General features: G+C 53.5%; 13 protein-coding genes. 5 read left to right on the top strand and 8 right to left on the bottom strand.

Going from position 1 to position 13,361, the window contains the following annotated elements; all coding sequences use genetic code 11:
• Positions 1-13: 13 nt before the first annotated feature.
• Positions 14-709, bottom strand: a complete 696-nt coding sequence (gene araD / locus ACUTSW_RS02465; protein ID WP_445583566.1) for an L-ribulose-5-phosphate 4-epimerase — start codon at positions 707-709, stop codon at positions 14-16.
• Between the two features lie 370 nt (positions 710-1,079).
• Between araD and osmB the strand changes: the two genes are divergently transcribed.
• The gene (osmB, locus tag ACUTSW_RS02460; protein ID WP_004945176.1) at positions 1,080-1,298 is read left to right on the top strand and encodes an osmotically-inducible lipoprotein OsmB; all 219 of its coding nucleotides are present in this window, start codon (positions 1,080-1,082) and stop codon (positions 1,296-1,298) included.
• 203 nt (positions 1,299-1,501) lie between these two features.
• Here the strand turns inward: osmB and yciH are convergent, their stop codons facing one another.
• Entirely contained in the window at positions 1,502-1,828 is a 327-nt protein-coding gene (gene yciH / locus ACUTSW_RS02455; protein WP_004945179.1) for a stress response translation initiation inhibitor YciH, read from the bottom strand.
• A gap of 11 nt (positions 1,829-1,839) precedes the next feature.
• Positions 1,840-2,568, bottom strand: a complete 729-nt coding sequence (gene pyrF, locus ACUTSW_RS02450; RefSeq protein ID WP_241922184.1) for an orotidine-5'-phosphate decarboxylase — start codon at positions 2,566-2,568, stop codon at positions 1,840-1,842.
• Positions 2,569-2,896: 328 nt separating this feature from the next.
• On the opposite strand from pyrF, the gene bhsA reads away from it, so the two are divergent.
• Positions 2,897-3,157, top strand: a complete 261-nt coding sequence (gene bhsA / locus ACUTSW_RS02445; RefSeq protein WP_445583565.1) for a multiple stress resistance protein BhsA — start codon at positions 2,897-2,899, stop codon at positions 3,155-3,157.
• A gap of 167 nt (positions 3,158-3,324) precedes the next feature.
• A complete protein-coding gene (locus ACUTSW_RS02440; protein WP_004945188.1) occupies positions 3,325-3,621 on the top strand; it encodes an Arc family DNA-binding protein in 297 nt (98 codons plus the stop codon).
• Positions 3,622-3,663: 42 nt separating this feature from the next.
• Here ACUTSW_RS02440 and lapB read toward each other — a convergent pair whose 3' ends face one another.
• From lapB to pgpB, 3 genes are all read right to left on the bottom strand, one after another.
• Entirely contained in the window at positions 3,664-4,833 is a 1,170-nt protein-coding gene (gene lapB, locus ACUTSW_RS02435) for a lipopolysaccharide assembly protein LapB (RefSeq protein WP_004945190.1), read from the bottom strand.
• A 6-nt stretch (positions 4,834-4,839) separates the two neighbouring features.
• Entirely contained in the window at positions 4,840-5,142 is a 303-nt protein-coding gene (locus tag ACUTSW_RS02430) for a LapA family protein (protein WP_006325701.1), read from the bottom strand.
• A gap of 343 nt (positions 5,143-5,485) precedes the next feature.
• Positions 5,486-6,256 (bottom strand): phosphatidylglycerophosphatase B, encoded by a 771-nt coding sequence (gene pgpB, locus ACUTSW_RS02425; protein WP_445583564.1) that lies wholly within the window; start codon positions 6,254-6,256, stop codon positions 5,486-5,488.
• A gap of 278 nt (positions 6,257-6,534) precedes the next feature.
• On the opposite strand from pgpB, the gene ribA reads away from it, so the two are divergent.
• Positions 6,535-7,128 carry a GTP cyclohydrolase II gene (gene ribA / locus ACUTSW_RS02420; protein ID WP_006325706.1) on the top strand — a complete coding sequence of 198 codons (594 nt, stop codon included), beginning with the start codon at positions 6,535-6,537 and terminating at the stop codon, positions 7,126-7,128.
• A 56-nt stretch (positions 7,129-7,184) separates the two neighbouring features.
• Here the strand turns inward: ribA and acnA are convergent, their stop codons facing one another.
• Positions 7,185-9,857, bottom strand: coding sequence for an aconitate hydratase AcnA (gene acnA / locus ACUTSW_RS02415; RefSeq protein ID WP_445583563.1), 2,673 nt, complete (start codon positions 9,855-9,857; stop codon positions 7,185-7,187).
• Between the two features lie 242 nt (positions 9,858-10,099).
• Between acnA and ACUTSW_RS02410 the strand changes: the two genes are divergently transcribed.
• Entirely contained in the window at positions 10,100-11,884 is a 1,785-nt protein-coding gene (locus ACUTSW_RS02410; protein WP_445583562.1) for a hypothetical protein, read from the top strand.
• A 159-nt stretch (positions 11,885-12,043) separates the two neighbouring features.
• Here ACUTSW_RS02410 and cysB read toward each other — a convergent pair whose 3' ends face one another.
• The gene (gene cysB / locus ACUTSW_RS02405) at positions 12,044-13,018 is read right to left on the bottom strand and encodes an HTH-type transcriptional regulator CysB (RefSeq protein ID WP_004945202.1); all 975 of its coding nucleotides are present in this window, start codon (positions 13,016-13,018) and stop codon (positions 12,044-12,046) included.
• Positions 13,019-13,361: the final 343 nt, after the last annotated feature.

Here is a 13,361-nt window from a genome sequence, read left to right as displayed (position 1 = left end):
GCCCGCCTGATGATCACTGTCCGTAATAAGCGTTTTTACCGTGCTTGCGCAGGTAGTGCTTATCCAGCAGCGTTTGCTGCATGTTCGCCAGCCCTGGCGTCAACTGGCGTGAAAAAATCCCCATATAGGCAATCTCCTCCAGCACGACGGCATTGTGCACCGCGTTCTCCGCGTCTTTGCCCCAGGTAAACGGCCCGTGCGAATGTACCAGTACCGCCGGCATGCTGGCCGGATCCAATCGCCTTTCGCGGAAGGTTTCGACGATCACCCTGCCGGTCTCCCATTCATAACGCCCGGCGATTTCCTCATCCCGCATTGTTCGCGTACAAGGAATGTCGCCGTAGAAGTAATCGGCATGAGTCGTGCCCCAGGCGGGAATATCCTGGCCGGCCTGCGCCCAGATGGTGGCATGTCGCGAATGGGTGTGCACGATGCCGCCGACCGCGTTGAACTCGAGATACAATGCCCGGTGGGTATCACTGTCTGAAGAGGGTTTTTTATTGCCCTCCACCACCTTGCCGCTTTCGAGTTCCACCACAACCATGTCGTCGCGGGTCATCACCCCATACTCCACCCCCGAAGGTTTGATCACCATCAGCCCTGCCTGGCGGTCAACGGCACTGACGTTGCCCCAGGTGAAGGTCACCAGATGATGGCGTGGCAATGCCAGATTAGCGTCCAATACCTGCTGTTTGAGATCGTTGAGCATTTGTCTTTCCCGGTTAAGCCTGTCTGCGAATATTGTCGGTAGGCCGGCGACGGGGCGGTATGGCATAAATCGCTAAAGACCGCGTAGGCTTCTGCTGGATGCGGAGTTCTGTGGGGTTAGCGGCGAATCGCTCATATCAACGAAGGAGAGGCATCTGGAATTTCGGACTATTTACCTGTTTATTGACCAACGGAAGCTTATAGTGAATTTGGGCAGAGAGACCGCTTTCAACTTTTTATTGTTCTGCCCTTAACAAATAATGCCAATTTTTATATCGATACTGTATGGGAGCCGATAGCAGGCCGAATTTATGGTTCACGCCTATACTTAAAGGGCACTTCCATATAGCCAATGCTAAGGAGAAGTCATTATGATGATTATCAATAAACGTTTCGCCACCGCCGCTCTGGCACTGACTCTGGCCTTTTCACTCAGCGCTTGTTCCAACATGTCCAAACGCGACCGTAACACCGCAATTGGTGCCGGCGCAGGGGCCGTAGGCGGCGCAGTGCTGACCGATGGCAGCGCATTGGGTACGCTTGGTGGGGCCGCCGTTGGGGGTATCATTGGTCATCAGGTAGGTAAATAACCTGCCCGGCCACTTTATATACCTCTGCCGACAGGCTGGCAAAAGCGTTTTCGCTTTGACGTATTAAGCATAATAAAGATTATTTCAGGTCTGTTTTACCTTCAAGCCATGGCATTTTCGCCATCGACGGGCTCCGGTCCGACAGCTCGACCTAAGCCATGCCGCAGCTATTGCACCGCGGCATGGCACTCCGCCTGCGGCAGTTAACCGCCCGCCAGCTTGACCTTCATTCCTTTGGCTTCCAGCAACTGCTTAAGCAGATCGCGCTTATCGCCCTGGATCTCGATCACCGCGTCTTTGACCGAACCGCCACAGCCACATTTCTTCTTCAGCTCTGCCGCCAACTTTTCCAGCGCCGCATCGTCCAAATCAATTCCGGTGATCAGGCAAACGCCTTTCCCCTTGCGTCCGCTGGTCTGGCGCTGAATGCGTACGATGCCGTCACCCTTGGTTCGCTGCGGTTTGGCCTCTTCTTGCTTGATACGCCCACTGTCAGTGGAATAAACCAGCCGGCTATTGTCGTCATTCATCTCGAGCCCCCTCAGGCCAGGGAAGCGCGAATAGCGCTCAGCGTAGCGGCAGGATCGGCAGATTGGGTGATCGGACGCCCAATCACCATATAATCTACCCCGGCGGCCTGCGCCTGCACCGGCGTCATAATGCGGCGCTGATCGCCGGCTGCGCTGCCCTCTGGACGAATGCCTGGCGTGACCAGTTGGAACTGACGCCCGCAGGCCGCTTTCAACCGTTCAGCTTCATGCGCCGAACAGACAACGCCGTCCAGCCCGCAATCACGGGTCAAACGCGCCAGCCGCTCAGCCTGTTCAGCCGGGGAAATGTTGATGCCGATAGCTTGCAGATCCTCAGCCTCCATACTGGTAAGAACGGTAACGGCGATCAACAGCGGTGCCTCTGCGCCATAAGGCAGCAACGCTTCTTTAGCCGCGGTCATCATGCGTGCGCCGCCGCTGGCGTGGACGTTAACCATCCATACGCCCAGTTCGGCCGCTGCCGCTACCGCATGGGCCGTGGTATTGGGGATATCGTGGAATTTTAAATCCAGGAATACGTCGAAGCCACGAGCGTGCAAATCACGCACCAATTGCGGCCCAAACAGGGTGAACATTTCTTTGCCCACTTTTAACCGGCAGTCCTGTGGATTAATGCGATCGACAAACGCCAATGCGGCGCCAATATCTGCGTAATCCAACGCAACGATGATTGGAGATGATCTTAAGTCATTGTTATTGATGTTATTTTCAGACTTCATTTCTTCTACCTTCTTTAAAATGGACATAACCAGGTAACAACCCACCAAACTGACCGCCGCATTCTACATGCCGGCCGGCAGAAATCCCAGCCGCAGCGCACCCTGCCGTTAAGTAATGTTAATCCATCGTTCGTCATCAAGCGTCAATAAAGCCTCAAAACCAATAGCGCAGGCTGCGTAAAGCGCCGTAAAGATGCGTAAATTATCAATCAGATATTTTGAACAAGATACTCAGCATTATCAGATTTTAAATCCTCATGGATGCTTTATTATTCAACTCATCGGAAGCGAACTGCTTCCAACCTAAAAAAACTAACTGGAGTCACCCATGAAAACCATCAAATATTTTGCAGCTGCTGCCGCCATCGCCCTGACCTCTTTCGCTACCTTCGCCGCTGAGCCGGTTAATTTGCAGCAGGCTAACGACCTGGCCCCTGCCGGCGTAGTCTCCGCAGGCCACGCGACGACCCTGAGCGGTCTGGAAGCCAAACTGGCGGCGAAAGCAGAAGCCCAGGGCGCCAGCAGCTACCGTATTATCTCCGCCGGTGGTAACAACTTGCTGAGCGGTACTGCCATCATTTACAAGTAATTCTCTTCGCTATAGGGCCCGGCACGCCGGGCTCTGCCTATTTTCCCGCCATTACGTTCATTATTCCCGCGCTCAATGTTACATAAATATTAAATTTTTATTACACCCTAGACTCTTACTCATTACTGGCTTAGCTTGAAGGTATCTTCCCGCAGAAAGGCTTCAAAATGAGCGAGATATCTACACTAACCATCAAAATCCCTCTGGAACTCAAAGAGAAAATTCGTGCTATTGCCGCTGATAACCAACTCTCTCTGAGTGCTGAGGTGTGTCAACGCCTTGAAAGCAGCTTCGAAGCGCCGGTTAAAGCGGAAAAAACCGCTAAAAAATCGGATGAGCTGCACCACGGCGAAATCGATAATCAGGGGATTGAAGAAGAAATCGAACAGCCTCTGAATCAAAAAGAATTGAAAAAGCTGCGTCAGTTGCTGAAAGGCGGCGTGAAAGCAGGCAAGAAAAAGTAATTCCGTCTACTACGAAAAACGGGGCGTTCATCGCCCCGTTTTTTATTGCCCATCCAGCCCTCGAATCGGCTTAACCGATGCCCAGGCCCGACATGACGGGCAATGCCAATAAAGTGAATGCGCGGTAAAACCGCATTTATGGCAACGATAGCGCGGCTTGGTGCGGATTTGCTCACCCACCATATCCCGCAGCAGCAGCAGGCTCTCTTTTGCGCGCCCATCTTCGGCGTCCGCCAGGTGGTAATCCATCAGGCGGTAAAACACGCGCATGGTCGGATGACGCTGTAACTGACGGTTGATATACACCTGAACTACGTCGCGCCCTTCATGCTGTTCGATGATCTCCGCCAGCATCAGTTCGGCGGTCGCGCCCGTATTTTCCTCAACGCAACGTTTGAGGAACTCCGCCCAATCCTGCTGGTTTTCCAAATGCTGATAACATTCATGCAGCATAGGCAGCGTTTCGCTTACCAGCTCTTTATCCTGATTCAGCACCCGTTGCAGAGACTCGACCGCTTTGGCGTATTCAGCCTGCGCCATGTAAATGCGGCCGACCATAATCGACACACGGGCGCACTGTTTATCCGCCGAGGCCGCACGTTTCAGCAGGCTCATCGCCTTATCGAGATCGTCACTGCCCATTGCCTGGAGCGCCAGCTCACAGTAGAAATGCGCGATCTCGATACGTTGTTTGTCTTTACCCAGCTTGACCAGTTTTTCCGCCACATCGATCGCTTTCAGCCAGTCGCTGGTTGCCTGGTGGATAACCAGTAATTGCTGCAGCGCCGAGATACGGAAATCCTCTTCGCCGACCAACTGGCCGAACATGTCTTCCGCGCGATCGTACATGCCGGCGGCCATATAGTCGCGGCCCAGCTGTTGTACCGCCAGCAGGCGTTGTTCGAAAGTGAGAGAAGCGCTTTCCATCAGCGCCTGATGGATGCGTATTGCGCGGTCGACCTCGCCGCGCGAGCGGAACAGGTTACCCAGCGTCAGGTGGGCCTCAACGGTGGTGCTGTCCTCTTTCAACATATCGAGGAACAGATCGACCGCTTTATCCTGCTGATTGGAAAGCAGGAAGTTAACCCCGGCCACGTACTCACGCGACAGGCGGTTGGCTTCCTGTTGTTTATCCTGTTGAGCACTTCTGCGCCCCATGTACCAACCGTACGCGGCAGCCACGGGCAGCAACAGAAACAACAGCTCTAACATAGAAGATTATTCCTTGCTGACAACGGACTGAGCTGCCGGCTCAGCAGGTTGTTCAAGCTGCAGTTCCAGCCTCTTGACTTTGCGTTCGGCTCGCCCCAGCGCAATGCGGGTACGCAGATAAAACAGGCCGCAAATGACCCAGCCGAGAACAAAACCGGCGCCAAACAACGCAGCCAACAGGGTCGATATACGATAATCACCCTGCGCAACCAGGTAATTAAAACTCACAACCTGATCGTTATGCGCGCCCAACGTGACAGAAATCACGAAAACCACCAGAACCAACAAAAAAATCAGCAAATATTTCACATTCTTTCCCGCGATGCCGAGTTAATCGGATGAATTATACCCGATGTATTTCAAGTTGCCGCCTGGCGGCGACTTGAAAGACGAAAGGTATATGCCAATACGTGGCGTCCCTCCCATTAAGTTAGCATTTCCCATCGTGCCAGGGAAACCCTGCGGCACGATAAAACCAGATATCTGCCGGCATATTCGGCAGTAAATGGCGCTCCCGGGGAAATTAATGAGAAAGCTTCTCAAAATAATGAATTTATAAAGATATGGGGGCAATCATAGCAATTGCAATGATTGGCGAATGTAAGAGATTAATACGGCGCCTTTTCGGCGCCGCATCAAGTGACAATGTCACCTAATGTTTTCTTCCGGACGTTCTTTCCACCACTTCCTGTTGCTCCTGAGGAGGCAGCGTCAGCGGGCCAAACCAGCGCTGCGCCAGCCAGCAGGCAATCGTCACCAGCAGCCAACTGATCAATGTCGCCATCGCCAGGTCGCGCGGCCAGTGCATGCCCAGCAGCAAACGGCTGCCCATCACGCCGCTCGCCCACAGCATCAGCAATGCGACGGTTTTGTAATGACGGCGCGGCCACAACAGTCCCACTCCCAGCAATGCCCAGGTGGCGGCGAACAGGGTATGCCCTGAAGGAAAGGCAAAGCCGGTTTCAAACTGCCAGTGCTTGCGCAGCCAGACGGGCACCAGCGGCTGATCATGCAACTGTTCCGCCACCAGCGCGCTGCGCTCTTTGCGAGGCAGCGAGTAAAAGTATTTTTCGTCCACGCCGTGATTTTGCTCCAGCCAGACGACAAAAGGCCGTGGCTCCTGTACACGATCCTTGATCAGTGATTTAACGCCCTGGCCGATCAATACCGCGGCAGAGAGTAAAATGACCAGACCTATGGCTGCCTTGAGGCGAAAGCGCAGACACCAAAGAAACCAGGCGGAGAGAATGATGCTGGTGATGATTCCCCACGGCGAGGTCACGGTTTCGGTGATCCAATAAAGGCCTTTCAGCAAGGGGTCGTTACCGCCCGGCAGCCATTGCCAGCCGGATAACCACACGGCCAGCGGCATCAGCAACAGCACTATCGCCCCCGCTGCCGTACGTTTTGCTATCTCAAACATTCCAGGTTTCCTTTGTTTAAGCCAAAGGTCAGTGTAACAATCTTGCAATATCGATAACACTCGAAAAATTAAACAGATAACAAACCTGTCGCAATAATAATGAGCTGAAAACGCCGGATGCTGGTTTGCTGAGCACCTCAGGGCAAGAAGTTGTGGCAAAATAACCGATAATTAACGAAATAGAGATCGTCGTTGCGCGTTTTAATACTGGTCAGGTCACTGCGTCGGACGTAGGATGCGCAACAATGATTGAATCGGATGTGTTTGTGGAGAGCAACATGCAGCTTAAACGGGTGGCAGAGGCAAAACTGCCAACACCTTGGGGCGATTTCCTGATGGTAGGATTCGAAGAACTGGCTACCGGGCACGATCATCTGGCGCTGGTCTTCGGTGATATTACCGGCGCGACGCCGGTACTCTCACGCGTACATTCTGAATGTCTGACCGGCGATGCGTTATTCAGCCTGCGCTGCGACTGCGGTTTCCAGCTGGAAGCGGCGTTGGAGCATATCGCAGAAGAAGGCCGCGGCATCCTGCTCTATCACCGCCAGGAGGGTCGCAATATCGGGTTGCTGAACAAGATCCGCGCTTATGCCTTGCAGGACAAGGGCGCCGATACCGTAGAGGCCAACCATCAACTCGGCTTTGCCGCTGATGAACGTGATTTCACCCTGTGTGCGGACATGTTCAAATTGCTGGGCGTGGACGCGGTGCGTTTGTTGACCAACAACCCGAAAAAGGTTGAGATCCTGACCGAGGCGGGGATCAACATCACCGAGCGCGTGCCGTTGATCGTCGGCCGCAATCCAAAAAATGAACGCTACCTGGCGACCAAAGCCGCCAAAATGGGCCATTTGCTGGACCAGAAGTAATTTCCCTTCAAAAAATCAGGGCGCCATCAAAGGCGCCCTTTCTTATTACCCTACTCTTACAGCATTTTCCTGATCACATAGTGCAGAATGCCGTCGTTCTCGTAGTAGGTCAGCTCATTGCCGGTATCGATACGGCAGCGGGTATTGACCACGTCCTGACGACCATCCGCATAAGTGATATGCACCGGCACCGTCTGCCCCGGCTTCAGCGTTTGCAAGCCGCTTACGCTGATCTGCTCATCCCCGCTCAGCCCCAGTGTTTTGCGGTTGACGCCTGCCGGGAACTCCAGCGGCAGAATGCCCATACCGATCAGGTTCGAACGATGGATACGCTCGAAGGACTCGGCAATCACCACCCTCACGCCCAGCAGACGCGGCCCCTTCGCCGCCCAGTCACGGCTGGAGCCGGAGCCATACTCTTTCCCGGCAATGACCGCCAGCGGCACCTGCTCCTGCTGATACTGCATGGCGGCATCGTAGATCGACAGCTGATTTTGCGACGGAATATGACGGGTGTAGCCTCCTTCAACCCCCGGCACCATTTCGTTGCGGATACGGATATTGGCAAAGGTGCCGCGCATCATTACTTCGTGGTTACCACGACGCGAACCGTATGAGTTGAAGTCCTGCGCCGCGACACCGCGATCGCTCAGGTAGCGCCCCGCGGGGCTGTCACGCTTGATATTCCCCGCCGGGGAGATGTGGTCGGTGGTCACAGAATCCGCCAGAATGGCAAGAATGCGCGCATTCTTGATATCCTGCACCGGATCCGGTTTCACCTGCATGGTGCTGAAGAACGGAGGGTGGCGGATATAGGTGGAATCAGCCTGCCATTGATAGGTGGCCGATCCGGTTACCTGAATCGCCTGCCAATTGGCGTCGCCGTCAAACACCGCGCCATATTCCTTGTGGAACATTTCGGTGCGAACCTGCTCCACCGCCAGAGCAATGTCCTGGCTACTCGGCCAGATATCCTTCAGATAAACCGGCTTGCCGTCACGCCCGTCACCTAGCGGCTCTTTGGTCAGATCAATCTTCATGCTGCCTGCCAGCGCATAGGCCACCACCAGCGGCGGCGAGGCCAGCCAGTTGGTTTTCACCAGCGGGTGGATGCGTCCTTCAAAGTTGCGGTTACCCGACAGCACCGCGCCCACGGTAAGATCGCCCTCTTTGATCGCCTGCTCTATGGGCTCAGGCAATGGCCCTGAGTTGCCGATACAGGTGGTGCATCCATAACCCACCAGATTAAAACCCAGCTCTTCAAGGTATGGCGTCAGTTTGGCGCTGTCGAAATAATCGGTGACGACCTTGGAGCCTGGCGCCAGAGAAGTCTTCACCCAAGGCTTGGTCCGCAAGCCTTTGTTCACCGCATTCTTCGCCAACAGGCCGGCGGCCATCATCACGCTGGGGTTGGAGGTATTGGTGCATGAGGTGATCGCCGCGATCACGACCGCACCATTGTGCAGTTCGTGCTCCCGGCCACTGAGGGTAAAGAATTTGAATTCCGACTTGATCTTCTGGCTGGCGATGTCCAATTCGGTTGCAGCATTAAACGCCTTCGGCACATCCGGTAGCGCCACCCGATCCTGAGGGCGTTTCGGCCCGGCGAGGCTGGCTACCACCGTCGACATATCTAAAGCCAAGGTACTGGTAAATACCGGTTCGTCGCCCGGATGGCGCCACATGCCCTGCGCTTTGGCGTAGGTTTCCACCAGCGCAATTTGCTCATCGCTACGGCCGCTCAGTTTCATGTAGCCGAGTGTGACTTCATCCACCGGGAAGAAACCGCAGGTGGCACCAAACTCCGGTGACATATTGGCGATGGTAGCCCGATCGGCCAACGGCAAGCTGGCCAGCCCATCACCGTAGAATTCAACGAATTTTCCGACCACGCCGTGCTTGCGCAGCATTTGGGTCACCGTCAACACCAGGTCAGTAGCGGTGATGCCTTCGCTGAGTTTGCCCGTCAGCTTGAAACCCACCACATCTGGGATCAGCATGGATACAGGCTGGCCGAGCATCGCCGCTTCAGCCTCAATGCCGCCAACGCCCCAACCGAGAATGCCCAGGCCGTTAATCATGGTGGTATGAGAATCGGTGCCGACCAGGGTGTCCGGGTAGGCAACGTGCCTGCCGTTTTCGTCAGTGTGCCACACCGTCTGGCCGAGATATTCCAGATTAACCTGGTGACAGATGCCGGTGCCTGGCGGCACCACACGGAAGCGGTTGAAGGCTTTCTGCCCCCAACGCAGGAAAGTGTAGCGCTCGTGATTGCGCTCCATTTCGATACGCACGTTTTCTTCAAACGCATCGTCGTCACCGAACTCATCCACGGTGACCGAGTGGTCAATCACCAGATCAACCGGCGACAGCGGGTTAACCTGGTCAACATTGCCCCCCAACCGCTGCACCGCTTCGCGCATGGCGGCCAGATCCACCACCGCAGGCACGCCGGTAAAATCCTGCATCAAGACGCGCGCCGGGCGGTAGGCAATTTCGCGATCGGCATGGCCGGTTTGCAACCAATCGACGATGGCTTGCAGATCCTCAACCTGCACGGTGTCGCCATCCACATGACGCAGCAGGTTTTCCAACAGCACTTTCATTGATTTTGGCAGCCGGTCGATATCACCCAACTGTTTCGCCGCCAATGGCAGACTGTAGTAGTAATACTCGCTGTTCAACGCAACCAGCTTATCCAGACTCGTTTCTCTAAGATCGGACGACATAGCTCCTCCATTTCTTATTATGACTAAAACAGGGTAATCACTGAGGTCTTGTTTAAAGATACCACATAGAGAAATTAACGTTTTGATAACAACACGTTTTGATCAGAACGATAGGCAGAAGCAATCAAGTGAGCGAAGTGACGTTGGCTCAACAAGTTAATCGCCAATGTTTATTGAACCCTGACAGGGCCCGAACAAAGTGCCTCTCCTTTCCCCCGACGCTACTCTTCACAGGCAAAGTCATGCAGCAGGTACAACCATCTGGACCCCCTGCCTTGCATGTCAATTTTTCATTACATGGGAAGAAAAATATGGCCGAGACTAAAATCAATACGCTTGCAGATGTGGCTGCATTAAGGGCTACCGAACCAGAATCAGAAGGTCAGGTGATTTTGTTACGCGGCACTGCCGATCGCGTGCTTTTCTATGTTTATAAAGCAGGCGACAACACGGCTGATGACGGTACATTGACGGTAGTCACTCAGGCGGGCAAACGCTGGCGTTTGGTTCGAGACGGTAATACGCTCGAACTTGTCTGGTTTAAGACCGTCAATAACAGTTGGGACCAAGCAATGGAGACATTGCTCCACCATGCCTCGACGATCAATGGGAATGCAGCCAAAATTGTATTTCCGCGTGGAACAGTGAATTTTAAAAAACCTATAGTGCTGGATTACAGCAAAGATTGGTTTTTGGAAGGGCAAGGCGGCCACGGCGCTTCAGGTACCGTGCTCGACTTTAATATTCCGCGTAGCGCAGGCTATGGTGATTACGGTGCTATCCATTGCTGGGGCGAACCTTTTGGATTCCAACAGCTCACTCTGCGCAACCTGATGGTACAAGGGATTGGTACCAGCATCGTTGATCCCACCCAAGACGAAAAAGGTCGGGCATACTGCCACGGCGTCTATTGTCGTACCACTGCCACCATGTGGGAAGATGTCGCTATACAAAACTTCCGGGGTTCAGCGTTGTACCTCGACAATGCCTTCGATAACAACTTCAACCGGGTTTCCGTTTTTGCCTCTGGCCGTATGAAGGACGGTTACAGCTACACCAACCTTGACGATGTCGCCAACCCAGATGCTACCGCTTACCCACCCCTGTTAATCATGAGCACCCGCCCTGGCGATCAAAGTAATTTTAACCGCTTTTTTGATGGTTCTATCGAGCTGAACAACGTTACGCCGTTTGTTGAGGTCCGTGGCGGCATTCAAATGCACTTTACGCGAATGCACGCTGAACGCCCCGGTGGGGGTGACGCTGAAGGCCATTGGCCATTAGGGACCTTCATCAAAGTGGGGGGGGAGATTTGGCTAACCGAATGCGGCATTAGCAATTTCACGCGCGCCGTTTCTTACGGTCCATACGCCCAAATGGTGATCAATGGTTGTCACCGCCTTTCAGGGGATATTTATCCTTACGATACGACAACGATTGGCAACGGTCGTATCAAACTCGATAACACCCTCTGCAGCGGTTTGTATATATCAGGCAATATTCAGGGTGATTACCAGATCAGCAACAGCGTGCTGAATTACCTGAGGACAGTTGTGATATCGGGTTCAACTCTGGTTACCAACTGCAGGATCAACGGCGATGTGACGATCGCTGCAGCAGCAGGCACACCGCTCGGTTCCGCTGGCGGAGTCAAAATTAGCAATAGTCAGATTACCGGTAGCCTTATCGCGGGCACCACGGCACAGCGAGTTAGCGTTGCCGGCTGCCATATTTTCGGCGATCTGACGTTACCGGGCGCCAATTGCAGCGCAGTACATAACGTGGTGATCGGGAAAGAATCCATTGCGGCTACGGGAAATAACATCAGCATCGGCAAAACCTCTCCGGCCATTATTTATGTTGATAACAGCTATACCGAAATCAGCGGCACCATTCAAAAAGGAGCACTAATTCTGAAGCGTGAGGCGTTGGCCAACCAGTCACCAGGCTGGGTGTGTACATTCAGCGGTGCTCAGGGTTCTGGACTGAAAGTGGCGCCATTAGCCACTTTGGGGGCAGAGGTTTGACATTTCAGCAGCCTTGTTATTCACGGGATTGCCAGTATGAACTGGAGACTTTTTGACCAGTTATGGTATTACCAACTTACTGATTGCTGATACGCGGTAAAAAGCAAAACGGGAGGGGGAACCCTCCCGTTTCTCTAAGTGAAAGCGGGTATACGGCGTTTACTTAATCGGCAGCTTGATGTCTTTGAACATCGCTTCGATCTCTTCGTTGGATCGCAGTGCTACCGCGTTGTCGACCACGTCGCGAGTCAGGTGCGGTGCAAAGCGCTGGATAAAATCGTACATGTAGCTGCGCAGGAAGGTGCTGCGACGGAAGCCGATTTTGGTGGTGCTGTAAGTGAAGATATCACGCGCATCCACGGTCACCAGATCCGGATCCTGTACCGGATCCACCGCCATGCTGGCGATCACCCCGACCCCTAATCCCAAACGCACGTAAGTTTTGATCACATCGGCATCCGTTGCGGTGAATACGATGCGTGGCGTCAGGCCGGCACGGTTGAACGCCGTGTCCAACTCGGAGCGACCGGTAAAGCCGAAGGTATAGGTGACGATCGGGTACGCCGCCAATTCTTCAATGGTGATATGACTTTTGCCGGCCAATGGGTGATCGGGTTTCACTACCACCGCACGGTTCCAGTGGTAACAAGGCAGCATGATTAAGTCGTCGTAAAGATGTAGCGCTTCGGTGGCAATGGCAAAGTCTGCATTGCCTTTAGATACCGCTTCCGCTATTTGGGTCGGCGATCCCTGGTGCATGTGCAACGAAACGCGCGGATAACGCTCGATAAAGCCTTTGATGACGTTAGGCAACGCATAACGCGCCTGGGTATGGGTAGTCGCGACGTACAGCGAACCTTTATCCGGATAGGTGTGCTCGCCGGCGACGGCTTTGATCGCATCCACTTTGGACAGAACTTCACGCGCGATGCGGATGATTTCCTGGCCTGCGGGGGTAACCTGGGTAAGGTGTTTTCCGCTGCGAGCGAAAATCTGGATACCCAACTCATCTTCCAGCATTCGCACTTGCTTGCTGATACCGGGTTGTGAAGTGTAAAGCCCTTCTGCCGTCGATGAGACATTCAGGTTGTGGTTAACCACTTCCACAATGTAACGAAGCTGCTGCAATTTCATATCTTATACCATCCTAGGTTAAACACTGCGGCTTACCCGCAGCCAGGTATATCGGTGTCGCCCCGGTATGCTGAAAACTAACAAGCCTTAACACAGTGTCTCACCCAGATGCTGAAGAAAACGCCGTTATTAATAAGCTTTAATCATAAAAAAACTTTTTATATAACCACTATATCACGTAGCAGCTTCAAGTATAGATCCGCGTCACACCATGATAACGATTATTTTGCATTGCTATCAACGCGAAACCCCAGCCCAGTGAAGGAAAAACGGCAAAAAATAGACCCGCTACCGTTCAGGCAACAAAAAACCAGCCACAAGGGCTGGTTTTTATTATTGCATT

This window comes from Serratia sp. TSA_198.1, assembly GCF_052686505.1.
The sequence above is the reverse complement of the archived record's forward strand: the minus strand, read 5'-3'. Positions and strand labels throughout refer to the sequence as shown.

Coding starts and splice junctions, on each gene's coding strand:
- yciH (WP_004945179.1), bottom strand. CDS start 1,828: ATGAATGACGACAATAGCCGGCTGGTTTATTCCACTGACAGTGGGCGT.
- araD (WP_445583566.1), bottom strand. CDS start 709: ATGCTCAACGATCTCAAACAGCAGGTATTGGACGCTAATCTGGCATTG.
- osmB (WP_004945176.1), top strand. CDS start 1,080: ATGATGATTATCAATAAACGTTTCGCCACCGCCGCTCTGGCACTGACT.
- lapB (WP_004945190.1), bottom strand. CDS start 4,833: ATGTTAGAGCTGTTGTTTCTGTTGCTGCCCGTGGCTGCCGCGTACGGT.
- cysB (WP_004945202.1), bottom strand. CDS start 13,018: ATGAAATTGCAGCAGCTTCGTTACATTGTGGAAGTGGTTAACCACAAC.
- ACUTSW_RS02440 (WP_004945188.1), top strand. CDS start 3,325: ATGAGCGAGATATCTACACTAACCATCAAAATCCCTCTGGAACTCAAA.
- ACUTSW_RS02410 (WP_445583562.1), top strand. CDS start 10,100: ATGCAGCAGGTACAACCATCTGGACCCCCTGCCTTGCATGTCAATTTT.
- pyrF (WP_241922184.1), bottom strand. CDS start 2,568: ATGAAGTCTGAAAATAACATCAATAACAATGACTTAAGATCATCTCCA.
- bhsA (WP_445583565.1), top strand. CDS start 2,897: ATGAAAACCATCAAATATTTTGCAGCTGCTGCCGCCATCGCCCTGACC.
- acnA (WP_445583563.1), bottom strand. CDS start 9,857: ATGTCGTCCGATCTTAGAGAAACGAGTCTGGATAAGCTGGTTGCGTTG.
- ribA (WP_006325706.1), top strand. CDS start 6,535: ATGCAGCTTAAACGGGTGGCAGAGGCAAAACTGCCAACACCTTGGGGC.
- pgpB (WP_445583564.1), bottom strand. CDS start 6,256: ATGTTTGAGATAGCAAAACGTACGGCAGCGGGGGCGATAGTGCTGTTG.